Origin of the sequence: Paraburkholderia sp. BR10923 (genome assembly GCF_040948765.1) — a bacterium.
In the GTDB taxonomy this organism is placed as follows: domain Bacteria; phylum Pseudomonadota; class Gammaproteobacteria; order Burkholderiales; family Burkholderiaceae; genus Paraburkholderia; species Paraburkholderia youngii.
Genome location: NZ_JBFPKO010000008.1, coordinates 80,324 through 103,538 on the forward strand (window position 1 = coordinate 80,324; position 23,215 = coordinate 103,538).

Annotated in this window: 20 protein-coding genes; 2 read left to right on the forward strand and 18 right to left on the reverse strand. The window is 65.1% G+C overall.

What is annotated here, in order from left to right; genetic code table 11:
- Positions 1 to 9: 9 nt before the first annotated feature.
- The 10 genes from bktB to AB3X94_RS16830 form a co-directional block, all read right to left on the reverse strand.
- Positions 10 to 1,194 carry a beta-ketothiolase BktB gene (bktB, locus tag AB3X94_RS16785; RefSeq protein ID WP_176108634.1) on the reverse strand — a complete coding sequence of 395 codons (1,185 nt, stop codon included), beginning with the start codon at positions 1,192 to 1,194 and terminating at the stop codon, positions 10 to 12.
- A gap of 85 nt (positions 1,195 to 1,279) precedes the next feature.
- On the reverse strand, positions 1,280 to 2,230 hold the full coding sequence (locus AB3X94_RS16790; protein WP_368612130.1) for a sugar kinase: 951 nt from the start codon (positions 2,228 to 2,230) through the stop codon (positions 1,280 to 1,282).
- A gap of 3 nt (positions 2,231 to 2,233) precedes the next feature.
- The gene (gene rimO / locus AB3X94_RS16795) at positions 2,234 to 3,628 is read right to left on the reverse strand and encodes a 30S ribosomal protein S12 methylthiotransferase RimO (protein ID WP_368612131.1); all 1,395 of its coding nucleotides are present in this window, start codon (positions 3,626 to 3,628) and stop codon (positions 2,234 to 2,236) included.
- Between the two features lie 81 nt (positions 3,629 to 3,709).
- Positions 3,710 to 4,753, reverse strand: coding sequence for a tRNA-dihydrouridine synthase (locus tag AB3X94_RS16800; protein WP_176108637.1), 1,044 nt, complete (start codon positions 4,751 to 4,753; stop codon positions 3,710 to 3,712).
- Positions 4,754 to 5,183: 430 nt separating this feature from the next.
- Entirely contained in the window at positions 5,184 to 5,801 is a 618-nt protein-coding gene (gene phaR / locus AB3X94_RS16805) for a polyhydroxyalkanoate synthesis repressor PhaR (protein ID WP_176108638.1), read from the reverse strand.
- A 137-nt stretch (positions 5,802 to 5,938) separates the two neighbouring features.
- A complete protein-coding gene (locus AB3X94_RS16810) occupies positions 5,939 to 6,679 on the reverse strand; it encodes a 3-ketoacyl-ACP reductase (protein WP_176108639.1) in 741 nt (246 codons plus the stop codon).
- A 227-nt stretch (positions 6,680 to 6,906) separates the two neighbouring features.
- The gene (locus AB3X94_RS16815) at positions 6,907 to 8,088 is read right to left on the reverse strand and encodes an acetyl-CoA C-acetyltransferase (RefSeq protein WP_176368882.1); all 1,182 of its coding nucleotides are present in this window, start codon (positions 8,086 to 8,088) and stop codon (positions 6,907 to 6,909) included.
- A gap of 179 nt (positions 8,089 to 8,267) precedes the next feature.
- Complete coding sequence (gene phaC / locus AB3X94_RS16820) at positions 8,268 to 10,073, reverse strand: class I poly(R)-hydroxyalkanoic acid synthase (protein WP_368612268.1); 1,806 nt, start codon at positions 10,071 to 10,073, stop codon at positions 8,268 to 8,270.
- 599 nt (positions 10,074 to 10,672) lie between these two features.
- Positions 10,673 to 11,536 (reverse strand): peptidoglycan editing factor PgeF, encoded by an 864-nt coding sequence (gene pgeF, locus AB3X94_RS16825; protein WP_368612132.1) that lies wholly within the window; start codon positions 11,534 to 11,536, stop codon positions 10,673 to 10,675.
- Positions 11,533 to 12,783, reverse strand: coding sequence for an RluA family pseudouridine synthase (locus AB3X94_RS16830; RefSeq protein WP_368612133.1), 1,251 nt, complete (start codon positions 12,781 to 12,783; stop codon positions 11,533 to 11,535). The genes pgeF and AB3X94_RS16830 overlap by 4 nt, the downstream gene beginning before the upstream one ends.
- 38 nt (positions 12,784 to 12,821) lie before the next feature.
- On the opposite strand from AB3X94_RS16830, the gene AB3X94_RS16835 reads away from it, so the two are divergent.
- A complete protein-coding gene (locus AB3X94_RS16835) occupies positions 12,822 to 13,682 on the forward strand; it encodes an outer membrane protein assembly factor BamD (protein ID WP_176108643.1) in 861 nt (286 codons plus the stop codon).
- A 93-nt stretch (positions 13,683 to 13,775) separates the two neighbouring features.
- Here the strand turns inward: AB3X94_RS16835 and rlmD are convergent, their stop codons facing one another.
- From rlmD to surE, 6 genes are all read right to left on the reverse strand, one after another.
- The gene (gene rlmD / locus AB3X94_RS16840; protein ID WP_176108644.1) at positions 13,776 to 15,206 is read right to left on the reverse strand and encodes a 23S rRNA (uracil(1939)-C(5))-methyltransferase RlmD; all 1,431 of its coding nucleotides are present in this window, start codon (positions 15,204 to 15,206) and stop codon (positions 13,776 to 13,778) included.
- A 153-nt stretch (positions 15,207 to 15,359) separates the two neighbouring features.
- Positions 15,360 to 16,136, reverse strand: a complete 777-nt coding sequence (locus AB3X94_RS16845) for a 3'-5' exonuclease (protein ID WP_176108645.1) — start codon at positions 16,134 to 16,136, stop codon at positions 15,360 to 15,362.
- 4 nt (positions 16,137 to 16,140) lie between these two features.
- Positions 16,141 to 17,229, reverse strand: a complete 1,089-nt coding sequence (gene rpoS, locus AB3X94_RS16850; RefSeq protein WP_176108646.1) for an RNA polymerase sigma factor RpoS — start codon at positions 17,227 to 17,229, stop codon at positions 16,141 to 16,143.
- 11 nt (positions 17,230 to 17,240) lie between these two features.
- Positions 17,241 to 18,191 carry a peptidoglycan DD-metalloendopeptidase family protein gene (locus AB3X94_RS16855; RefSeq protein WP_176108647.1) on the reverse strand — a complete coding sequence of 317 codons (951 nt, stop codon included), beginning with the start codon at positions 18,189 to 18,191 and terminating at the stop codon, positions 17,241 to 17,243.
- Between the two features lie 5 nt (positions 18,192 to 18,196).
- The gene (locus AB3X94_RS16860) at positions 18,197 to 19,411 is read right to left on the reverse strand and encodes a protein-L-isoaspartate(D-aspartate) O-methyltransferase (protein WP_176108648.1); all 1,215 of its coding nucleotides are present in this window, start codon (positions 19,409 to 19,411) and stop codon (positions 18,197 to 18,199) included.
- Positions 19,408 to 20,166, reverse strand: a complete 759-nt coding sequence (gene surE / locus AB3X94_RS16865; RefSeq protein WP_013089351.1) for a 5'/3'-nucleotidase SurE — start codon at positions 20,164 to 20,166, stop codon at positions 19,408 to 19,410. The genes AB3X94_RS16860 and surE overlap by 4 nt, the downstream gene beginning before the upstream one ends.
- 225 nt (positions 20,167 to 20,391) lie before the next feature.
- Here surE and AB3X94_RS16870 point away from each other — a divergent pair, with 225 nt between their 5' ends.
- Positions 20,392 to 21,366: an NADPH:quinone oxidoreductase family protein gene (locus tag AB3X94_RS16870; protein ID WP_368612134.1), complete on the forward strand. Its 975-nt coding sequence runs from the start codon at positions 20,392 to 20,394 to the stop codon at positions 21,364 to 21,366.
- Positions 21,367 to 21,444: 78 nt separating this feature from the next.
- Here AB3X94_RS16870 and AB3X94_RS16875 read toward each other — a convergent pair whose 3' ends face one another.
- Together AB3X94_RS16875 and AB3X94_RS16880 are read right to left on the reverse strand one after the other, a co-directional pair.
- A complete protein-coding gene (locus AB3X94_RS16875) occupies positions 21,445 to 22,269 on the reverse strand; it encodes an ABC transporter permease (protein WP_176108650.1) in 825 nt (274 codons plus the stop codon).
- 72 nt (positions 22,270 to 22,341) lie between these two features.
- Positions 22,342 to 23,154 (reverse strand): ABC transporter ATP-binding protein, encoded by an 813-nt coding sequence (locus tag AB3X94_RS16880; RefSeq protein WP_368612135.1) that lies wholly within the window; start codon positions 23,152 to 23,154, stop codon positions 22,342 to 22,344.
- Between the last annotated feature and the right edge of the window lie 61 nt (positions 23,155 to 23,215).

Here is a 23,215-nt window from a genome sequence, read left to right on the forward strand (position 1 = left end):
CGTGCGCGGTCACAGACGCTCGAAAACCGCCGCGATCCCCTGGCCGCCGCCGATGCACATCGTGACGAGCGCATAACGCCCGCCGATGCGCTGCAGCTCGTACAGCGCCTTCACGGTGATCAGCGCGCCGGTCGCGCCAATCGGATGGCCGAGCGAAATGCCCGAGCCATTCGGATTGACCTTGGCCGGATCGAAACCGAGCTCCTTGCTGACCGCACAGGCCTGCGCGGCGAATGCCTCGTTGGCCTCGATCACGTCGAGATCGGCGACCGTCAGACCCGCCCGCTCGAGCGCCTTACGGCTCGCTGGCACCGGCCCGATGCCCATATACGCCGGATCGACGCCCGCATGCGCGTACGACACGAGCCGCGCCAACGGCTTCACGCCGCGCCGCTCGGCGACGCTGCGCTCCATCAGCACGACGGCCGCCGCCGCGTCGTTGATGCCCGACGCGTTGCCCGCCGTCACCGTGCCGTTGTCCTTCACGAACACCGGCTTCAGCTTCGCGAAATCGTCGGCGGTTGCGTTCAGCCGCGCGTGCTCGTCGGTGTCGAATACGACGTCGCCCTTCTTCGACGCGAGCGTGATCGGCAGAATCTGTTCCTTGAAGTAGCCGCTCGTGATCGCGTGAGCCGCGCGACGGTGCGACTCGAGCGCGAGCGCGTCCTGCGCGTCGCGCGAGATGTCGTACTTGCGCGCGACGTTCTCGGCGGTCACGCCCATATGGATCGACTGGAACGGATCGTTGAGCGCGCCGACCATCATGTCGACCAGACGCGCATCGCCCATGCGCTGACCGAAGCGCGCGGCCGGCATCGAGTACGGCGCGCGGCTCATGTTTTCAGCGCCGCCGCCGATCGCGATATCGGCGTCGCCGAGCAGCACGCTTTGCGCGGCCGACACGATGGCCTGCAAGCCCGAGCCGCACAGCCGGTTCACCGTCAGCGCGGGGGTATGCTGCGCGACCCCGCCGTTGATCGCCGCGACGCGCGCGAGATACATGTCTTTCGGCTCGGTGTGCACGACGTTGCCGAACACGACGTGCCCGACTTCATCGCCCGACACGCTCGCGCGCTCGAGCACTTCGCGCACGACGCGCGCGCCGAGATCGGTCGGGGCAAAATCCTTCAGGCTACCGCCGAACGTGCCGATTGCCGTGCGCACACCGCTTACCACCACTACGTCCCGTTGCATCGCTTGCCCCTCCTGTTGTCTCCAGTTCGCCTGGATGATTGCGCCAACGCGGGCCATGCTGCGCCGCGCGCGGCTTACGTAATATCTAGCCCGCCAGCAGCCGCTCGACGGTCTCGCGCGACGGGATCGGCGCGACCGCGCCATAACCTTGCGTCGACAGCGCGGCGGCGACGTTCGCATAGCGCGCGGCCGCAAATGGATCGTCGCCCGCAACGATGCGCGCGATGAATGCGCCGCCGAAGCAGTCGCCGGCGCCGGTCGCATCGACCGCATCGACGACGTGACCCGGCACGACGCGTCGCTCGTTAGCCGTCGCGATATACGAGCCGTCCTTGCCGAGCTTCAGCGCGACCACGCTCGGCCCGTGCGACAGCAGAAAATCGACGATCTCGTCGCGGCCGGTCAGCCCCGTCAGTTCGGTGACGTCGTCCCAGCTCGGCAGGCAGATGTCGGTCTGGCGGATCGCCTCGAGCATCACCGCACGCGCCCGCGCGAGCGGCCACAGCTTCAGACGCAGATTGGTATCGAAGCTCACGCGCACGCCATTCGCGCGCGCATGCGCGATCGCTTCGAGCGCGGCGTCGCAAGCGCTGACGCTGATCGCGAGACTGATGCCGGACAGATGAACGACCTTCGCCGCCGCGAGCGCGCCGCGCGGCAGATCGGCGGGCGCATAGCGGCTCGCCGCCGAGCCCGCGCGCAGATAGTCGAACGCGTGGCCGTCGGGGCCGTGAGACACGAAATAGACACCGGTCGACGCTTGCGCATCGATGCGCACGAACGACGTGTCGACCTGTTCGCGCTCCCATAGATCGACCAGCAGGCGTCCGAAATGATCGGCGCCGACCGCCGATACGAAGCCGGTCCTCGCACCTTGGCGCGCGGCCGCGATGCAGAAGTTCGACGTGTCGCCGCCGAAGCCTTGCAGGTAGTTCGGCTGATCCTTCGCCGACTGGTTGAATTCGATCATCGCCTCGCCGAGCGCGAGGATGTCCGGTGTTTGAGCTTCAGGCCGTGCGGCCGCGCCGAGCGCCATCGCTTAGACCTCACCCCACAAATCGTGGCCGTCCGCGCCGGTGATCTTCACCGATACGAAATCGCCGACCTTGTAGCGCTTCGATGCTTTGGTAGACGGCGCGATATAGACGACGCCGTCGATCTCCGGCGCGTCCGCCGCGGTGCGGCCGATGCCGCCGTCCGCGTTGATCTCGTCGACCAGCACCTTCAGCGTCTTGCCAACCTTCTTCGCGATGCGCTTCGCCGACACCTGCTCGGCCACTTCCATGAAGCGCGCCCGACGTTCCTCACGCACGTCGTCGGGCAGCGCGCCGTCGAGTTCATTCGCGCTCGCGCCTTCGACCGGCGAATACGCGAAGCAGCCAACGCGATCGAGCTCCGCCTCGCGGATGAAATCGAGCAGCGTCTCGAACTGCTCTTCAGTCTCGCCCGGGAAGCCGGCGATGAACGTGCTGCGGATCGTCAGATCCGGGCAGATCTCGCGCCACGCCTTCACGCGCTCCATCACCTTCTCGGCGTTGGCCGGGCGCTTCATGCGCTTGAGCACTTCCGGATGCGCGTGCTGGAACGGCACGTCGAGATACGGCAGCACATGGCCTTTGTACGGACCCGCGGCCATCATCGGAATCACTTCGTCGACGCTCGGATACGGATACACGTAATGCAGGCGCACCCACGCGCCGTATTGCGCGGCGAGTTCGCCGAGCGCGGCGACCAGATCCGTCATGCGCGTCTTGATCGGCTTGCCGTTCCAGAAACCGGTGCGGTATTTGACATCGACGCCGTAGGCGCTCGTGTCCTGCGAAATCACGAGCAGTTCCTTCACGCCGGACTTGAACAGGTTCTCGGCTTCGAGCATCACCTCGGCGACCGGGCGCGACACCAGATCGCCGCGCATCGACGGGATGATGCAGAACGTGCAGCGATGATTGCAGCCTTCGGAAATCTTAAGGTACGCGTAGTGGCGCGGCGTGAGCTTGACGCCCGCTGCAGGCACCAGATCGACGAACGGATCGTGCGGCTTCGGCAGATGGCTGTGCACCGCCTGCATCACCTCGCCGACCGCGTGCGGGCCGGTCACCGCGAGCACCTTCGGATGCACTTCCTCGATCAGCCCCGAACCGCTGGCGCTCTTCTTCGCGCCGAGGCAGCCGGTGACGATCACCTTGCCGTTTTCGTGGAGCGCTTCGCCGATCGCGTCGAGGCTTTCCTGCACCGCTTCGTCGATGAAGCCGCAGGTGTTGACGACCACGAGGTCGGCGCCGTCATAGGTGCCGGAGATTTCGTAGCCTTCGGCGCGCAGCTGCGTGATGATCTGCTCGGAATCGACGAGGGCCTTGGGGCAGCCGAGGGAAACGAAGCCGACTTTCGGCGTGGCGCCCGGCGCGGCCGGAGCGTTCGAGGGGGTGGAAGACATGGGGAACCGCTTGAAGACGTTAAACCCTGAATTGTAGCGGTTCGCCACCGCCACCGCTCGTAAGTCTTTGAATTCTAGTCTTCAAACGGGGATCGCTTCTGCCGGTTCGGGTTGATGCAGCTCGCTATTTTCGTCGCTAAAAACGTGCTCACGCGTTGGCGCCGACGCGCCCGCGGCCGCCAGCGCCTGGCCGATCACCGTAAGAATTTCGTCAGAGTCCTGCACGCGCCGGATCGCCGCATGCAGTTCGGCCGCTTGCGGCCAGGTCCGCTGCAGGTAGCTGAGCCACTGCTTGACGCGGCCGTGCTCATGGGTCAGCGAGCCGTGCGCCCGCAGCTTGTTCAGGTAGCCGACGATCGAACCCAGCACCTGCGGCCATTCGTCGGCCGACGCACACGGGTCCATGAGCCCGCGGATTCGCTGCGCGAGGAATGGGTCCGACACGGCGCCGCGGCCAATCATCACGTCCGTGCAGCCGCTGACCGAGCGGCAGCGCTGCCAGTCCGCGACTGTCCAGACCTCGCCGTTCGCGATGACGGGCACATCGACGGCGTCGTCGATATGCGCGACCCACTCCCAGTGCGCCGGCGGCCGGTAGCGGTCGTCGCGCGTGCGCGCATGCACGACGAGCGAGGCCGCGCCGCCGTCCACGAGCGCCTGCGCGCATTCGATCGCCCGCGACGTGTCGGACACGCCGAGGCGCATTTTTGCGGTCACCGCGATATCGGCCGGCACCGCGGCGCGCACGGCCGCGACGATCTGGTTCAGCAGCTTCGGGTTCGCGAGCAGCATCGCGCCGCCGCCATGCTGATTGACCACTTTAGCGGGACAGCCGAAGTTCAGGTCGATACCGTACGGCGACAGCGTGGCCGCGTACGCGGCATTGCGCGCCATCCACCCGGGATCGCTGCCGAGCAGTTGAATCACCATCGGCGTGCCGCTGGCGGTCACGCTCGCGTGCAGGATCTCGGGCGCCTCGCGCTCATAGACGCGCGTCGGCAGCATCGAGCCCGTGATGCGGATGAACTCGGACACGCAGCCGTCGAAAGCGCCCGCGCTCGTCAGCACGTCGCGCAGCACGTAGTCCGCAAGCCCTTCCATTGGGGCGAGAAACAGCCGGCTCATGAGGATGTGGGTGAACGGCGGATCAGCGAAGAACGATCCGTGCGGCCTTCGCAACGGAAGACACGGACGCGATCAGGGAGACGGTCGGAAACATAAGGCGGGTCCAGCGGAAGGAAAACGATAACGGCGCTAGCAGCGATGTGCCGGCAGAGGGACGCAACGGACCTTGAACCGCGGCCTGAATCCGGTTCCGACGGAAAAGCGTCCCCACGCGCGGGCCGGTATTGTAGCGCGTCGGTGGCTGCGCAATCGTGCGAGCCATCTGGGAGATTGGCAACGGAGCGGCGGGATGCCAACGCTACGCCGACGGCCACGAGCTGGCTCAGCCAGGTCGCGCGATCCCGTTGCAGCCATGAAGGTCGGCTTCGCGTCCGCGGGCTACCCCCGAAGCCCTCGTCGACCCGAGCGGACCTCGCCGCCATTCACTCGTTCACTTCTTCTCCGGCTCCGGATTGCCTTGGGGCGTAGCCGGCGCATTGCTCGCGTTGTTCGCATTGACAGCGCCGCCCGGCGTGAACGGGAACGTGGCGAACATGGTCTTCGCCTGGTTCTGCATCTGCTCCTGCATTTGCACGAACATGTTCTTCGACTGCTCGATATAGCTGGTCATCATGCCCTGCATCATCGGCGCCTGCATGTTCATGAACTGCGACCAGACCTCAGGGTTCATCGCCTTGCCTTCATAGAGATTCTTCGACTGGTCGGCGAGCTTCGCCTGAATGTCGATGAAGGCCTGGATGTTCTTCTCCAGATACGTGCCCATCATGCCCTGCATCGCATGACCGTAGAACCGGATGATCTGCGACAGCATCGACGACGAGAACATCGGCAGGCCGCCGCTCTCTTCTTCGAGAATGATCTGCAGCAGGATCGAACGCGTCAGGTCCTCGTTGCTCTTGGCATCGATCACCTTGAAATCTTCCTGATCGAGCACGAGCTGCTTCACATCAGTCAGCGTGATGTAGGTGCTCGTCTCCGTGTCGTAGAGCCGACGATTCGGATATTTCTTGATCAGTCGTTCGGCCGTTTTCTTTGTAGTAGTAGTCATGTAACGCCTTTAAGCTCGAGTTAAGCAAACGCGGAAACGGCGTCCGGGCTGTGCGATCGAATCGATTGCGCAGCCGGGACGCCGGGGAAACCATCTGAGCCGGAGCGCGCCGCCATCCGGTCCGGCGCGCCGATGGCTCAGCCCATATGCAAGCCGCCGTTCAGCGAAAAATCTGCGCCGGTGGCGAAGCCCGATTCGTCCGACGCGAGCCATGCGACGATCGAGCCGATTTCGTCCGGCTGACCGAGGCGGCGCACCGGAATCGTCGCGACGATTTTTTCCAGCACGTCCGGGCGGATGGCCTTGACCATGTCGGTGCCGATGTAGCCCGGCGACACGGTGTTGACCGTCACGCCCTTGGTCGCGACTTCCTGCGCGAGCGACATCGTAAAGCCGTGGATGCCTGCCTTCGCAGTCGAATAATTGGTTTGGCCGAACTGGCCCTTCTGGCCGTTCACCGACGAAATGTTGATTACGCGGCCAAAGCCACGCTCGACCATGCCGTCGATCACCTGCTTGGTGACGTTGAACAGGCTCGTCAGGTTGGTGTCGATTACCGCGGTCCAGTCTTCGTGCGTCATCTTGCGGAACACAACGTCGCGCGTGATGCCGGCATTGTTGACCAGTACGTCGATCTCGCCGACTTCGGCCTTGACCTTGTCGAACGCGGCCTTGGTCGATTCCCAGTCGCCGACGTTACCCTCGGAGGCGACGAAGTCGAAGCCAAGCGCTTTCTGCTCGTCGAGCCACTTTGCACGGCGCGGCGAATTCGGGCCGCAGCCCGCGATCACCTTGAAGCCTTCCTTGTGCAGACGCTGGCAGATGCTTGTGCCGATGCCGCCCATGCCGCCCGTTACGTACGCAATTCGCTGTGTCATAAACCACACTCCGTTATCGTTGTCGAGGCGCCTGCCGGCGGCCTCGTGCCTCGCCTGATGCTGGTTCACGTTGCCGCCGGGCGACCGTCTGGCAACGCGCGCTGCCGGCCCGAGTCATCTGTTGCAGCGCGCCCCACCGCCAGTTGGCGTGCGGCGCGGCCAGATGGCTGTGCCGGCGAAGGCCACGCGCGAACGGTCGCGGTCGCGCGCGGCGTACCCAGCGTACTTTAAACTCGCTCGACCGCGAGCGCGACACCCATGCCGCCGCCGATACACAACGACGCCAGACCCTTCTTCGCATCGCGCTTCTGCATTTCGTGCAGCAGCGTAACGAGAATCCGGCAGCCGGACGCGCCGATCGGGTGGCCGATCGCGATCGCGCCGCCGTTCACGTTGATCTTCGACGTGTCCCAGCCCATCTGCTTGTGCACGGCGAGCGCCTGTGCGGCAAACGCTTCGTTGATTTCCATCAGGTCGAGGTCGGCCGGCGTCCAGCCCGCGCGCTCGAGGCAGCGGCGCGAAGCCGGCACCGGGCCCATGCCCATCACCTTCGGATCGACACCCGCGTTCGCGTACGCCTTGATGCGCGCGAGCGGCGTGAGACCGAGCGCTTCCGCTTTCTTCAGCGACATCACGAGCACCGCGGCCGCGCCGTCGTTCAGGCCCGACGCATTCGCCGCCGTGACCGTGCCTTCCTTCGAGAACGCCGGCTTCAGGCCCGCGAGCGATTCGGCCGTCACGCCGTGACGCACGAATTCGTCGGTGGCGAAGCGCAGCGGCTCGCCCTTGCGTTGCGGAATCTCGACCGGCACGATTTCGTCGTTGAAGCGCCCTGCCTTCTGCGCGGCTTCCGCCTTGTTCTGCGACAGCGCCGCGAACGCATCCTGCTGTTCGCGCGTGATGCCGTGTTCCTTCGCGACGTTCTCAGCCGTCACGCCCATGTGGTACTGGTTGTAGACGTCCCACAGGCCGTCGACGATCATCGAGTCGATCAGCTTCGCGTCGCCCATGCGGAAACCATCGCGCGAACCCGGCAGCACGTGCGGCGCGGCGCTCATGTTTTCCTGGCCGCCTGCGACGACGATGTCCGCATCGCCGGCGATGATCGCGTTGGCCGCGAGCATCACGGCCTTCAGACCCGAGCCGCAAACCTTGTTGATCGTCATGCCGGGCACGGCCGACGGCAAACCCGCCTTGATCAGCGCCTGACGCGCGGGGTTCTGACCGGAGCCCGCCGTCAGCACCTGGCCCAGGATAACTTCGCTCACCTGTTCCGGCTTCACGCCGGCCCGTTCGAGTACGGCGCGCACCGCGACCGCTCCGAGTTCAGGTGCGGCAACCTTCGCCAGCGACCCACCAAACTTGCCCACTGCAGTACGAGCGGCCGATACGATCACAACATCAGTCATTTCCATATCCTCAGGGCATCCCGGCAAACCGCGCCGCAGCCCGTTACGTTAAAAATTGCGTCGCAACTTGCGTTGCTCTCACGCCTTCATCAACCAGACGCTCATTCACCTGCCAAACACCTATGCACCGGCCGACTGCACAGCAACTTCGAACGCGCGCGTCGGCCTGTGCGTGAAACCTACTCCCTCTGCCGCACGTAGCGGCCCGGCGCCGGCTCGATGACCGGGAATTCGTCGGAGCCCAGCGTGGCGCGCGGCTTCACCTTCTTGCCGCCGTACTGATCGAGCCACTCGGTCCATTCGGGCCACCAGCTGCCGGGCACTTCCGTCGCCGCTTCGAACCATTCGTCCGCGCTTGCAGGCAGCGTCTTCGCGTCGCTCTCGAGCTTCCAGAAACTGCGCTTTTTCTTCGCGGGCGGATTGATCACGCCCGCGATATGACCCGACGCGCCGAGCACGAACTTCAGCGGTCCCGTGAGCAGCGGCGCGGACGCATACGCGGTTTGCCACGGCACGATATGGTCTTCGCGCGAACCGTAAATGAAGGTCGGCACGTCGATCTTCGACAGATCGATCGGCTCGCCGCAGGTGGTCAGCGCACCCGGCTCGCGCAGCTTGTTCTCCAGATACGTGTTGCGCAGATACCAGACGTACATCGGCCCCGGCACACTGGTCGAGTCGCTGTTCCAGTACAGCAGGTCGAACGGCACCGGCGTACGGCCCTTCAGGTAGTTGTCGACGACGTAGTTCCACACGAGGTCGTTCGGGCGCAGGAACGAGAACGTGTTCGCGAATTCGATGCCGCGCATCAGCCCCGGCGGCGCACCGTTCTTGCCGCCGATGGTCTGCTCGCGCATCTGCACGTGCGCCTCGTCGACGAACACGTCGAGCACCCCCGTGTCGGAGAAGTCGAGCATCGCAGTGAGCAGCGTCATCGACGCGGCCGGATGTTCGCCGCGCGCCGCGGCCACCGCGAGCGCGGTGGCGAGCAATGTGCCGCCGATGCAGAAGCCGAGCGTATTGATCTGCTCGCGGCCGCTGATCTGGCGCACGGTGTCGATCGAAGTGAGCACGCCCTCGGCGATGTAGTCGTCCCACGTCTTGTGCGCGATCGACTGATCGGCGTTGCGCCACGAAATCAGGAATACCTGGTGGCCCGAATCGAGCCCGTGCGCGACGAGCGAGTTTTCGGGCTGCAGGTCGAGGATGTAGTACTTATTGATGCACGGCGGCACGATCAGGAGCGGCCGCTCGCGCACGGTCGCCGTGCGCGGCTTGTACTGGATCAGCTGCAGCAGATCGTTCTCGAACACGACCGAGCCTTCGGTGTTCGCGAGGTTCTCGCCGACCGCGAAACGCGATTCGTCGGTTTGAGAAATCTTGCCGCGCTGCATGTCGCCGAGCAGGTTCATCACACCCTGGCGCAGGCTCTCGCCCTTGCTGTCGAGCAGCGTTTTCTGCGCTTCGGGATTCAGCGCGAAGAAGTTGCTCGGCGAGGCCGCCGCGGTCCACTGCTGGACCGCGAAGCGAATGCGCTCGCGGGTTTTCGGCTGGGTATCGAGCGCGTCGACCATCTGCTGCAAATAGCGCGCGTTCAGCAGATACCACGCGGCGGTGAACGCGTAGGCCGGCGCCTGGCTCCAGGCGTCCGCGCTAAAGCGCCGGTCCTTGAGCTCGGGCGCCTTGATCGCCGACGTGGTGGCCTGCTGGATCAGTTCCATCGCCTCGCGCGAATAGTCGGTTTGCAGCTTCTGCAAACGCTCGGGCGGAATCGCGGCGGTGGGAATGTTGAGCCCCGGCAGCGCGCCGGCGGCCAGCTTGCTGAAGTCGGGCATGCCGGGAAATGCCGGGATTTGCGGAAAGCCAGCCGTGATCTGCGCGAGGTCCGGCATCTGCGGCATTGAAGGCATCTGGAATGCCGCGCCATTGGGCGGAGCGCCGAACGAACGCCAGGCGTTCATCCAGGCGTCGAGAAATTGCTGCATGCCTGCGGCCGACGATGCACCGCTCGTACCGGCCTGCTGCGTCTGCTCCTTCGAGGAGTCCGTGCTGGGGGAAGCTGAGGAATGAGATGCTGCCATGCCTGCTTTTGACCGGTAAGTCCTTGCGGACGGGTTGAGAGGCAGGTTCGTGCGCACGGAGCGATTGCTCGCGACTTCGTCACACCCTGTCTCATGAACGAGGAGGAGCTTAGAAAGAACATTCTTGCTCCCCATCACAAGGCATGTCAATGCTTGTTCCCGATTTTGCCGCGGTGCGATATTTTTTTAATTATCGTTTTCCCTGTATGGCAAATCGCGCTTTTGCGAATAAATGTTCCATGCCGCACGCGGATCGAAAAAAGTCCAACGGCGCATGGCACTTAAGCGTATTTGTCCGTTCGCTCGCCCGCAGAGCAGGCGGGGGATTCCCGCTATCGGCAATCCTTCCGGCAGTGCAACAAAAAATGTGCTTGAAGGCCGCGGAAGGCCTTCAGTGACGGACCTGCCGTGCCATTCGTGAATCTCGAACCGGTGCGCATTCACGCAGAATGAAACTACCGTTCGATTCTAAAAATATGACGAGATGCGCGCGCCACCCAGAATCAATCGGCAATTGATTGCGCGTGTTCGTCGATCCAGATCAACGCGGCCATACGGCCGGTTTCGCGGTCACGGCGATACGAATAAAAACGCTCGCGCAGCGTGACCGTGCACAGGTCGCCGCCGCTGATACGCGTAACGCCGAGCCGCTGCAGGCGCAAGCGCGCCAGCGCTGGCAGATTGGCGAGATATTTGCCGGCTTTCGCGGGATGTGCGACGAACGCCTTCGCGGTCGCATCGCGTTGTGCGTCGTCGACACCAGTCATGAAGGCGTCACGGACGTCTGCACCGACTTCGAACGCGTTGGGCCCGATCGACGGTCCGAGGTACGCATGCAACTCGGCGGCCGGCACGCCCGCCAGCGCCGCGACCCGCGCGGCGGTCTGCTCGACGATGCCCGCCGCGAGTCCGCGCCAGCCCGCATGCGCGGCGCCGACCGCGCGCCCCGCTTCGTCGCACAACAGCACCGGCATGCAATCGGCCACCATCACGACGCACGCGATGCCCGCGCGATCGGTGACGCTCGCGTCGGCGCGCGCCGGCGCGCCATGCTCGCGCGCGTGCGCGACTGCATCCTCGGCGCGCACGATGCCGGCGCCGTGAATCTGTTCGAGCCACGCGGTTTCGCGAACACCGGTCAGCGCGACGAGCCGTGCGCGATTGCTCGCGACCGCGGCCGGATCGTCGCCGGTCTTCATGCCCAGGTTCAGCCCGCCGGGCTGGTCGGCGCCGTCGCGCCAGCGGCCGAACGGCGCGTCGCTGACGCCGCCGTCGCGCGTGGTCACGAGCGCGCGCACGCGCGGCGAGACGTTCCATGCGGGCTGCACGACATTGGCAAAACCCAGCTCCGGCAGATTGGCGCTCATGCGTGATCGTCCTCGTCGTGGTCGCTGTCTTCATCGTACGCGCCATCGTCGAACGATGCATCGTAGTCCTCGTCCTCGTCATACGCGTCGTCGAACTCCCCGGCGTCGTCGCGACCGAGGCCGAGCGCGGCCGACAATGCCTCGATGTCGGCCGGCACGTCGGCGCGCCATTGCATCGAGCGGCCGGTCTTCGGATGGATCAGGCCGAGCCGCCATGCGTGCAGCGCCTGGCGCGCGAAGCCGTCCGGCAGCGGCGTGACCGAGCGCTTGCCGCGCGCGCGTCCGTAGACGGGGTCTCCGAGCAGCGGATGACCGATATGCGCGCAATGCACGCGAATCTGATGCGTGCGCCCGGTCTCCAGATCGCAGTGGATCGCCGTGACCGGCTGACGCTGCCAGATCGCCGCGGCCACGCGTCGAAAATGCGTGCGCGCCGGCTTGCCGGCCGCGCCCGTCACCACGGCCATGCGCGTGCGCTCGCGCGGGTCGCGGCCGATCGGCGCGTCGATCGTGCCTTCATCGGGCATGTTGCCCCACACGAGGGCGAGGTAGCGGCGCTTGACCGTGCGCGCCTGCAACTGACGCACGAGGTCGGTCTGCGCCTCGAGCGTGCGCGCGACCACCATCAGTCCCGAAGTCTCCTTGTCGAGCCGATGCACGATGCCCGCGCGCGGCAGACCCGCCGCGGCCTCGCCATAGCGGTAGAGCAGTCCGTTCAGCACGGTGCCGCTCCAATTGCCGGCCGCCGGATGCACGACCATGCCGGCCGGCTTGTTGATGACGACCAGCGTGTCGTCCTCGTAGACGATCTCGAGCGGCACCGGCTCGGGCGTGAAGGCGAGCTGCTCGGGCAGCAGATCGGGCACGAGCTCGATCGTGGCACCGAGCGGCACCGGCTGGCGAATCTTCGCCGGCTTGCCGTCGACACGCACCCGCTGCGCCTCGATCCAGCTTTGCAGACGGCTGCGCGAGAATTCCGGGAATACTTTGGCGAGCACCTTGTCGAGGCGCTCGCCGGCCAGTTCGTCGGGCACCACGACGCTACGCGGCGCTTCGTCGGCCGCGCGCGCGGGTACGGGCGCCGCCGTGGCCGCGGAGCCTTGCGGACCGCTTTCGGCGAGCGCGTCGCCGGCGAAATCGTCATCGAGGGAATCGACGCCCAACGCGTCGGCCGGGTCGGCGCTTACGCTATAATCTTTGTTGCTATTCCCGGCGCCTGCGGTGCCTGGAGTATTTGAGCGGGTCATTGAATCTGGGTCACCTGGACGTAAAGCTAGACTGGAAAATGCGAGCCTTGAACACCATCACTGAAGCGGCGATCAATTTGGCGGCCATCAAGAAGGCGGCCCGGAAAGTGGCCGGATACATTGCGTGCGCCGCGGCCGTCGTCGCTGTTGCGGCTTGCCACGGCCTGCCGGAGAAGACCGACGAAACGGCAACGTGGAACAACAACAAATTATATACGGAGGCGAACGACGCCCTGACCGGTGGTGACTGGGGCAAGTGCGCGAAGTATTTCGAGCTTCTCGAGGGCCGCGACCCGTTCGGCCACTTCGCCCAGCAGGCGCAGATCAACGTCGCGTACTGCAACTGGAAAGACAACGAAAACGCCGCCGCCGACCAGGCCATCGACCGCTTCATCCAGTTGCACCCGGATCACCCGGACATCGCCTACGCGTATTACCTGAAGGGCATGATCCACTTCAATGACGACCTCGGTCTGTTCGGCCGCTTCTCGGGCCAGGATATGAGCGAACGCGATCCGAAGTCGCTGCGCGAGTCGTATGACGCGTTCAAGGTCGTGGTGGACCGCTTCCCGAACAGCAAGTACGCGCCGGACGCTGCGCAGCGCATGCGCTACATCGTGAATGCGCTGGCATCGCACGAAGTCCACGCGGCGGACTACTACTACCGCCGCGGCGCCTATGTCGCCGCGATCAACCGCGCGCAGCTCGCCTTGCGCGAGTACAAGAACGCGCCGGCCATCGAAGACGCGCTGCACATCATGATTCTGTCGTACCAGAAGCTGAACAACCAGCAACTCGCTGACGACACGCGCCGCGTGCTGGCCGGCACTTTCCCCGACAGCCCGTACGTGACCGGCCACGCACGGCCCGGCACGGCGAAGTCGTGGTGGCAGTTCTGATTCCCCACGCGCCGACGGCACACTGACCGTCGTCTGAAAACGAAAACGCCACGACCTCGGTCGTGGCGTTTTCGTTCATGCGCGCCGCGAGACTCAATCGCGCTCGAACAGCGCAATCGATTCCACGTGCGACGTATGCGGGAACATATTGACGACGCCCGCGCCCACCAGCCGATAGCCGGCCTCATGCACGAGCAGCCCGGCATCCCGCGCGAGCGTGGCCGGCGCGCACGACACGTAGACGATGCGCTTCGGCAGCGGCCCGTTGCCGCTCTGCGCGATCTCCGCGAGCGCCTTCGCGATCGCGAGCGCGCCTTCGCGCGGGGGATCGACCAGGAACTTGTCGAAGTGGCCGAGCGCGCGCAGGTCGTCGGCGGTGACTTCGAACAGATTGCGGCACGCGAACGACGTATGCCCGGCGACGCCATTGAGCTCCGCGTTCGCGAGCGCGCGCTGGGTCAGCACTTCGCTGCCCTCGATACCGACCACTTCCCGCGAAATTCGCGCGAGCGGCAGCGTGAAATTGCCGATACCGCAGAACAGGTCGAGCACGCGGTCCGTGCGCGCCGGCGCCAGCAGGCGCAACGCGCGGCTCACCAGCACACGGTTGATCGCGTGATTGACCTGGGTGAAATCAGTCGGCTTGAACGGCATGCAGATGCCGTATTCCGGCAGCGTGTAGTCGAGCTGCACGTCGAGCGGATAAAGCGGCGTGACTGTGTCGGGACCACCCGGCTGGACCCAGAACTGCACCTTGTGCTCGTCCGCGAACTCGCGCAGCACCTGCTCGTCCGCGGCTGTCAGCGGTTCGAGGTTGCGCACGACGAGCGCCGTGACCGAGGAGCCGACTGCGAGCTCGAGCTGCGGCATACGGTCGTAGATCGACAGCTTGCGGACCATGAAGCGCAGCGGCATCAGCATCGCCGACACATGCGGCGGCAGCACCTCGCAGGTCTTCATATCGGCGATATAGCTGCTCTTCTTCTCGTGAAAGCCGATGCGCATGCCGCCGCGCTCCGGCAGATAGCGCACCGCGAGCCGCGCGCGATAGCGATAACCCCAGGACGGCCCGTGAATCGGCCGGAACACCGTTTCGGGGCGCAGCTTCGCCAGATGCTGCAGGTTGTCCTCGAGCACGCGTTGCTTGACCGCCACTTGCGCGCGCATGTCCAGATGCTGCATCGAGCAGCCGCCGCAGATGTTGAAGTACGTGCATTTCGGCGTCGTGCGGATCACGCTTTCGCGGAACACCTGGACGACTTCGGCCTGCTCGAATTTTGGCTTGCTGCGATGCGTCGAATAACTGACGAGTTCACCCGGCAGTGCGCCTTCGACGAACACAACCTTGCCTGGCGTGCCGTCTTCACTCGCGGTGCGGCCCACGCCGCGCGCTTCCATATCGAGCGAAACGATTTCGATGACCGGTTCGTTGCCGGTAATGACGGGCGCCGGCGCCGGGGCGTGCGCCTTCGCATGCTTCGATGAGCGCCGCGGCGAGCGACGTTGGGGGGCAGTTCGGGACACCTGCGGACTTCCTGACAAACTATGGGGAAAGGCGAGATTGTAGACCAAGCGCCGAGCCTGCCAGTGGCGTGGTCGGGACCACGCCCGGAGCGCGTGTGGATCGCGGCCCGGATTGCGGCGCGGCGCCCCGGCGGACGCACTACTTGCGCGCCGTTACGGCTCGAACGCCGCCAGATACTCGGCCCACTGTGGCGCGGTTTCCAGCGCCAGCGCATTCTTCACGAGGTTGATCTCATCAGCATACTCCGACGGCGAAAAGCCGCCGCGCATCAACTGGAAGCGGCAATACAGCAGATACGTATTGACGACGTCGGTCTCGCAGTAATTGCGGATTTCCTCGATGCGCCCTTGCTGGAACGCCTGCCACACCTGACTGCCGTCCATGCCCATCTTGCCCGGAAAGCCGCACATCTTCGCGAGCGCGTCGAGCGGCGCGTTAGCGCGCGCCTGGTACATTGCCAGCACGTCCATCAGGTCGGTGTGGCGCGCGTGGTAGCGGCTGATGTAGTTGTTCCACTTGAAGTCGCGGTCGTCCTCGCCGAGATCCCAGAACCGGTAGGCCGGGATGCCGTTGACGAGCGCGCGATAGTTGAGCACCGGCAGATCGAATCCGCCGCCGTTCCACGACACGAGCTGCGGCGTGTACTTTTCGATCACGCGATAGAACGACTGCACGAGCGTCGCCTCGCCGTCCTCGGGCGTGCCGAGCGAGCGCACGCGAAAACCGTTGTTGTCGCGGAACACGCAGGAAATCGCCGCGACCCGTTGCAGGTGATGCGGCAGAAAATCGCTGCCGGTTTTTTCCCGGCGCGCGGCGAACGCGTGCTCGGCGACATCGGCGTCGCTCATCGACGCGGGCAAATCTTCAAGACGGCGGATGCCGGCGACATCGGGAATCGTCTCGATGTCGAAAACAAGAATCGGTGTCATCAGGTCAGAGAACGGCGTCTTTGCGGACACCGTTTGAGGCGAAGAAGCGCTTGAGCCGCACCAGCGCTTCCTGTTGGATCTGGCGCACACGCTCGCGTGTAAGGCCCATTTCGTCGGCCAGCTCCTCGAGCGTGGCGGGCTCGATATGATTCAGACCGAAGCGCCGCTCGATTACATGGCGGTGCTTGTCCGACAAACGCGCGAGCCATGCGCGTGTCAGAGTTTCGAGCTCGCGATGCTGCACCTCGGCGTCTGGCGACTGGCTCTGGTCGTCCGACAGCAAATCGAGCAGGCTGCTCGCCGGATCGAGGTCGAGCGGCGCGTCTAGCGACGCGGTGTGCTCGTTCAGCGCGAGGATGTCGGTGACTTCGTCGGTGGTCTTGCCGGTCAGATAGGCGATGTCATCGATGCTCGCGTCGCGGCGCTCGGCGGCTTCGCCCGAATTCATCGAGTTCTTTTCCAGATGGCGCTTCGCACGCAACACCTGGTTGAGCTCACGAATCACATGCACCGGTAGCCGCACGGTGCGCGCCTGGTTCATGATCGCGCGCTCGATGCTCTGGCGAATCCACCATGTCGCGTAAGTCGAAAAACGGAAGCCGCGCGTCGGATCGAATTTTTCGATTGCGTGCATCAGGCCGAGATTGCCCTCCTCGATCAGATCGAGCAGCGGCACGCCGCGATTCAGATAACCCTTGGCAATGCTGACGACCAGCCGCAGATTGCGCTCGATCATCACCTGCCGCGCTTCGAACTCGCCGGCCTTGGCAAGGCGCGAATATTTCTGCTCTTCCTCGACGGTGAGCAGCGGCTTCACGCTGATGCGGTTTAGATAATGCTGGATCGTGTCGGCCGTGAGTTCGGCCTGCAGCAGTGCGCGGAAATCGTCGGCGTCGGGCACGGCGTCGCCGGTGCTTTCGCGCGCGTCGGAGCCCTCGCTGTCGTCGAGGCCGCTCTGGCGTTCGTCGAGATCGCGCTCCTCGACGATCTCCTCTTCCACTTCCGAAGCGCCGCTTTCGTCCACTGCGGCGGACGTGACTTCGCTGATCGTCTCAGACTCGGCTTGCGGCGGGCGGCGCTTCGATTTCGGCATGGTCGTATCGCTTATTGCGGCGGCAAATACTTCAGTGGGTCGACTGGTTTACCCTGTCGGCGAACTTCGAAATGCAACATCACGCGGTCGGAATCGCTATTGCCCATCTCAGCGATCTTCTGCCCTTTCGTTACCGCGTCCCCCTCTTTTACCATCAAAGCGCGGTTGTGTGCATACGCGGTGAGATAAGTTGCATCATGCTTGATGATAATGAGATTGCCGTAACCACGCAGCCCATTTCCCGCATAGACGACGCGACCATCGGCCGACGCTTTAACCGGCTCGCCCGCGGAGCCGCCGATATTGACGCCTTTGTTGGTCGAGTCGTTGAACGTGTTGAGCAGCGGACCGCGCACCGGCCATGCAAATGCTACGTTGCCCGCCGCCGCGCTGCCGAGCTCGGCGTTCGCCGCAGAGGAATTGGCCGGAGGCGCAGCTACCGCGCCGTTCGCGGGCGTACCGTTCGTCGCGCCGCCGTAGAGCGGCGGCATCGCGGCGCCGACCGCGGCCGGCGCGTTGCTGTTCAGCGGCGCGCTTTGCACCGCGCCCGTGCTGCCGATCGGCGCGGTCGACACGCCCGGCGTCATGGCCGCGGTATTCGCACCCGGCGGCACGACGCGCAGCAGCTGGTCGACTTCGATCTGATTCGGATTGGTCAGGTTGTTCCACGTCGAGATGTCGCGGTAATTCTGGCCGTTTTCGAGCGCAATGCGGTACAGCGTATCGCCCGGCTTCACGCGATAGTAACCGGGCGGCGGCGGACCGAGCGGCACCGCCGGTTGCGCCGCGCCCTGCGCGGTGGAAAGCACGCCGCCACCGGAGCGGTCGACGACGGGCGCCTGGTCGAGCCGGGATGCACAGGCCGTCATCAACAGGGACAAGGCGAGCACGCACACGCTGCGCTGGGTTACGGTCAGGGGGGAATTCGGGGTGGTTCTCTGCATCGCGCGCAACATACTCATCGGTGTCAAATCACTCCGGATTTTAAGGGTACAAAGAAAACGCGATCAAGCCGCGACTCGCGCCATTGCGCGGGCCCGAGGCGCTCGACCAGCGTCAGCACCTGGCTCTGTCCTTCCTGCGAGCCGACCGGCGCAACCAGACGTCCGCCGATCGCAAGCTGCTCGAGCAGCGCCTGCGGAACGTCGAGCCCGGCAGCCGCGATCACGATCGCGTCGAACGGCGCCGCCGACGGCAAACCGAGCCGCCCGTCGCCGTAATGCAGCCGGATATTCGGAATGCGCAGCGGACGCAGATTCGTCTTCGCGCGCTCGGACAGCGGCTTGATGCGTTCAATCGAATAAACCTCGCGCGCGACCTGGCTCAGCACCGCTGCCTGATAGCCGCAACCGGTGCCGATTTCGAGCACCGTGTTCGGCGCGCGCCCGGCCGCCGCGAGTTCGATCATCCGCGCGACCACGGACGGCTTCGAGATGGTCTGGTGATGACCGATCGGCAGCGCGGCATCTTCGTACGCCTGAGCCGCAAGACCCGGATCGACGAACATGTGGCGCGGCACCGCCGCCATCGCGTTCAGCACACGCTGGTCGCTGACGCCATTGGCTCGCAGGCGTTCGACCATCCGTTCGCGAACCCGTTCCGAGGTCAGCGCGAGGGCGTTGTTCATCGCGCTGCTGCTTGCGCCGCCGAATGCGCCGCTCATCGCACCGGCTAGCGCGGCGTTCGACGCGGGTTTCGCGCTTTGCTGCGGTTGCGGCTGAAGTGGTGGTGTCGGACGTGCGCTGTGTGCAGACGCACGCGTCGAGGTTTTGCCTGGCTTGACCGACGACTTCGGTGCTTGCTTGACAGGCTGCCCTACCAATGCGCTGGACAACGAGTTCGCCGTTGTCTTTGCGACTGGCGCGGCCTGCGGCTTCGGCGGCATCCCTCCGGTGCTTCCCGTTGGCGAGCCCAACGTAGCGCTCTGCGTCTTCGCCTGGGGAATCACCTGGGGTCGCGTCGCCGGCGTTGACGTTGTTTGCGCCGCAGCGGAGGTCCTCGCTTGCGCTCGCGCGGCCGCGCCGCCCTGCGTCGGTTTCGCCGACTGCTGCCGCGCATTCAACGCCGCGCTCGCCGCGAGCGCCGCCGCGCGCATCTCCCCCGGACGTCCCTCGGGCCGGCGCGGTTCGCGCACCAGGTCCTCGAGACCTAGCGGAAAGCGCTTCGCGCGCTCGCCGGTCATGAACTGCCGCTCCCGGCGCGTAGCCAGTCGCGCGCCGCGGGCAGCATTTGCGTGTAGGTCAGATCGAGCTGCAGCGGCGTGATCGACACGGCGCCGTTCGCGACCGCGTGGAAGTCCGTGCCTTCGCTCGCGTCGCGCGCCTGGCCCGAGGCGCCGATCCAGTAGATCGGTTCGCCGCGCGGATTGGTTTGGCGGATCACCGGCTGCGACGGATGACGTTTGCCGAGTCGGGTGATCTCCCAGCCGCGCAGTTGGTCATACGGCAGGTTAGGAATATTGACGTTCAGCAGCGGATGTCCCGGCAACGGCCGCTCGAGATAATGCGCGACGATTTCGGCGGCAACGCGCGCCGCGTCTTCGAGATGCACCCAGTCTTTGTCGACCAGCGAAAACGCGATGGCCGGCACGCCGAACATGATGCCTTCGGTGGCGGCCGCGACGGTGCCGGAATACAGCGTGTCGTCGCCCATGTTCTGGCCGTTGTTGATACCCGACACGACGAGGTCCGGTGTATGGTCGAGCATGCCGGTCAGTGCGATGTGCACCGAGTCGGTCGGTGTGCCGTTCACGTAGTAGAAGCCATTCGCCGAACGCAGGACCGAGAGCGGCCGCCACAGCGTCAGGGAATTCGACGCGGCGCTGCAGTTCTGTTCGGGAGCCATCACGGTGACGTCGGCGATCGGCTTCAGCGCTTCGTAAAGCGCGGCGAGGCCCGGCGCCAGATAACCGTCGTCGTTGCTGAGTAGGATTCGCATGCGCCGATTGTAACCGAGGAAAGATGGCACGCGAACGACATGGTCGGCGTCTCTGCATGGCGCGCACGAGCGTCGTGCGAGCCGGGTTTATTCAGGTGCGCGGAGGCTTGTGCCGAACGCAAGGATGCTGCTTTGAGTCGCAATCCGCAGCGCAATGAATCGTACGGTCGTGCGCTTTGCTTTACACTCGAAACCGTTGCGAACCCTGAACGATATGGAGCCACGATGCGCGCGATTCGCTGCAAACAGTACGGGCCACCCGAGAGCCTGGTCGTCGATAACCTGCCGGATCTCGAACCGCCGCCAGGCCATGTCGTGATCGACGTGAAGTCCGCAGCCGTCAATTTTCCCGACGTGCTGATCATCGAGAACAAATACCAGTTCAAACCGCCGCTGCCGTTCACGCCGGGTTCGGAAGCCGCGGGCATCGTGCGCGCGGTGGGCGAAGGCGTCACGCAGTTCAGGCCCGGTTCGCGCGTGGCCGCGTTCACCGGCTCCGGCGGTTTCGCCGAACAGGCGCTCGCACCCGCCGCAGCCTGCGTGCCGCTCGACGACGATGTGTCGTTCGAACTCGCGGCCGCGTTCACGCTCGCGTATGGCACCTCGCATCACGCGGTGGTCGATCGCGGCGCGCTGCAGCCTGGCGAGACGATGCTCGTGCTAGGCGCGGCCGGCGGCGTCGGGCTGGCTGCGGTCGAAATCGGCAAGGCGCTCGGCGCGCGCGTGATCGCGGCGGCATCGAGCGACGAAAAGCTCGCGACCTGCGTCGAGCACGGCGCGGACGCGACGATCAACTACAGCAGCGAGGATCTGCGCGAGCGCATCAAGGCACTCACCGACGGCAAAGGCCCGGACGTGATCTACGACCCGGTCGGCGGCGTGTATGCGGAGCCGGCGTTTCGCAGCATCGGGTGGAGGGGGCGTTATCTGGTGGTCGGCTTTGCCAACGGCGAGATCCCGAAGCTGCCGCTGAACCTGATGTTGCTCAAGGGCGCGAGCGTAGTCGGCGTATTCTGGGGCGATTTCGCGAGGCGTGAGCCGCAGCGCAACCGCGCGGCATTCGAGCAGATGACCGGCTGGATTCGCGAAGGCAAGCTCAAGCCCTATGTGTCCGCCCGCTATTCGCTCGACGACACCGGCCGCGCGTTGCGCGACATGGCCGAGCGTCGCGTGATCGGCAAGGTGGTCATCACGCCGTAGCGCATCCAATCAGGCAGCATGAAAAACGGCGCGGCGCCCGAAGGCGATTTCGGGCGCCGCGCCGCTTGCGATCCACACTCACAGCTTCTCGGTATCTCCGGTGCGCGGCTGCCACTTCATCAAACGCCGCTCCGCGATCCCGACGATCGCGTCGAGAATCAGCGCGAACGCGGTGAGCACCAGAATGCCCGCGAACACGGTGTTGATGTCGAAGGTGCCTTCGGCCTGCAGGATCAGATAGCCGACGCCGCGCGCCGAGCCCAGATACTCGCCCACCACCGAGCCGACGAACGCCAGCCCCACCGACGTATGCAGGCTCGAAAACACCCAGCTCATCGCGCTCGGCAGATACACGAAGCGCAGCAGCTGTTTGCGGTTCGCGCCGAGCATGCGCGCGTTTGCGAGCACGACCGGGCTCACTTCCTTCACGCCCTGGTAGACGTTGAAGAACACGATGAAGAACACCAGCGTGACGCCGAGCGCGACCTTCGACCAGATGCCGAGGCCGAACCACACGCCGAAGATCGGCGCGAGAATCACGCGCGGCATCGAGTTCGCGGCCTTAACGTACGGATCGAACAGCGCGCTCGCGGTCGGCGCGAGCGCAAGCCACAGGCCGACGCCGAGCCCGATCGCGGTGCCGAACACGAACGCGAGCACGGTCTCGACGAGCGTGATCCACAGGTGCAGATAAATCTCGCCGCTCGTGAACCACTCCCAGATCCGCTGCAGCACTTTCTGCGGCTCGCCGAAGAAGAATGCCGCCTTGTTCGGATCGTCGAAATAGAACGGCGGCACCAGCGTCGGACTCGTCAGCACGTACCACAGCACGAAGCACAGCACGAGCAGCAGCCACTGCCAGATCACCAGATTCGCCCGGTTTGGGCGCAACGTCTTCCACATGACTTGGATTGCCTCGGACGATTGTTGAATGCGTCTTCTCTGTTAATGCGCATGCAGGGATGCGCGGCACGCTTAAACAGCAGTCAGTTGCTGCTGATACCCCTTGAGCACTTCATCGCGCAGCACGCCCCAGATCTGCGCATGCAATTCGACGAAGCGCGGATGCGAACGGATTTCGGCGACATCGCGCGGCCGTGGCAGATCGATCCGGAACTCGCCGATCGGATGCGTGGCGGGGCCGGCCGACAGCACGACCACGCGATCCGACATCGCGATCGCTTCGTCGAGATCGTGCGTGATGAACAGCACCGCCTTGCGCTTCGCGGCCCATAAATCGAGCAGTTCGTTTTCCATCAGCTGCCGAGTTTGAATGTCCAGCGCGGAAAACGGCTCGTCCATCAGGATGATGTCGGGATCGAGGATCAGCGTTTGCGCCATCGCGACGCGCTTGCGCATGCCGCCCGACAGCTGATGCGGATAGCGGTCGCCGAAGCCGCCGAGTCCAACGCGCTTCAACCACTCTTCGGCCTTCGCGCGCGCGTCTGCGGCCGACATGCCGCGAAACGACAGGCCGGCCATCACGTTGTCGAGCGCCGAGCGCCACGGCATCAGCGCATCGGCCTGAAACATGTAGCCCGCGCGGCGGTTCAGGCCATCGAGCTTTTCGCCGAACACGCTGACCGCGCCCGTGGACGGCTGCAGCAGCCCCGCGCCGATGTTCAGCAGCGTGGACTTGCCGCAGCCAGTCGGCCCGACCACCGACACGAACTCGCCCGGCTCGATACGCAGCGTCGCGTCTTTGACCGCTGTGTAGCGCTGCGCGCGGTTGTCGCGCGCGGCGAACGTGCAAGTGATGTTTTCGAGCGCCAGGGCAGCAACGGTCATCGTACGGCTCGCTTCAGGGATCGGGTTTGCGGGGAGATGTCGCGGCGACGCTGGAGACCGC

Excerpts from the sequence above, each read along its gene's own strand:
- AB3X94_RS16860 (WP_176108648.1), bottom strand. The coding sequence starts at position 19,411 with ATGACCGGCGAGCGCGCGAAGCGCTTTCCGCTAGGTCTCGAGGACCTG.
- rimO (WP_368612131.1), bottom strand. The coding sequence starts at position 3,628 with ATGTCTTCCACCCCCTCGAACGCTCCGGCCGCGCCGGGCGCCACGCCG.
- AB3X94_RS16790 (WP_368612130.1), bottom strand. The coding sequence starts at position 2,230 with ATGGCGCTCGGCGCGGCCGCACGGCCTGAAGCTCAAACACCGGACATC.
- bktB (WP_176108634.1), bottom strand. The coding sequence starts at position 1,194 with ATGCAACGGGACGTAGTGGTGGTAAGCGGTGTGCGCACGGCAATCGGC.
- AB3X94_RS16870 (WP_368612134.1), top strand. The coding sequence starts at position 20,392 with ATGCGCGCGATTCGCTGCAAACAGTACGGGCCACCCGAGAGCCTGGTC.
- AB3X94_RS16810 (WP_176108639.1), bottom strand. The coding sequence starts at position 6,679 with ATGACACAGCGAATTGCGTACGTAACGGGCGGCATGGGCGGCATCGGC.
- phaC (WP_368612268.1), bottom strand. The coding sequence starts at position 10,073 with ATGCAGCAATTTCTCGACGCCTGGATGAACGCCTGGCGTTCGTTCGGC.
- AB3X94_RS16830 (WP_368612133.1), bottom strand. The coding sequence starts at position 12,783 with ATGACCCGCTCAAATACTCCAGGCACCGCAGGCGCCGGGAATAGCAAC.
- pgeF (WP_368612132.1), bottom strand. The coding sequence starts at position 11,536 with ATGAGCGCCAATCTGCCGGAGCTGGGTTTTGCCAATGTCGTGCAGCCC.
- AB3X94_RS16835 (WP_176108643.1), top strand. The coding sequence starts at position 12,822 with ATGCGAGCCTTGAACACCATCACTGAAGCGGCGATCAATTTGGCGGCC.
- AB3X94_RS16800 (WP_176108637.1), bottom strand. The coding sequence starts at position 4,753 with ATGAGCCGGCTGTTTCTCGCCCCAATGGAAGGGCTTGCGGACTACGTG.
- rpoS (WP_176108646.1), bottom strand. The coding sequence starts at position 17,229 with ATGCCGAAATCGAAGCGCCGCCCGCCGCAAGCCGAGTCTGAGACGATC.
- AB3X94_RS16845 (WP_176108645.1), bottom strand. The coding sequence starts at position 16,136 with ATGACACCGATTCTTGTTTTCGACATCGAGACGATTCCCGATGTCGCC.
- AB3X94_RS16880 (WP_368612135.1), bottom strand. The coding sequence starts at position 23,154 with ATGACCGTTGCTGCCCTGGCGCTCGAAAACATCACTTGCACGTTCGCC.
- phaR (WP_176108638.1), bottom strand. The coding sequence starts at position 5,801 with ATGACTACTACTACAAAGAAAACGGCCGAACGACTGATCAAGAAATAT.
- AB3X94_RS16875 (WP_176108650.1), bottom strand. The coding sequence starts at position 22,269 with ATGTGGAAGACGTTGCGCCCAAACCGGGCGAATCTGGTGATCTGGCAG.
- surE (WP_013089351.1), bottom strand. The coding sequence starts at position 20,166 with ATGCGAATCCTACTCAGCAACGACGACGGTTATCTGGCGCCGGGCCTC.
- AB3X94_RS16855 (WP_176108647.1), bottom strand. The coding sequence starts at position 18,191 with ATGAGTATGTTGCGCGCGATGCAGAGAACCACCCCGAATTCCCCCCTG.
- AB3X94_RS16815 (WP_176368882.1), bottom strand. The coding sequence starts at position 8,088 with ATGACTGATGTTGTGATCGTATCGGCCGCTCGTACTGCAGTGGGCAAG.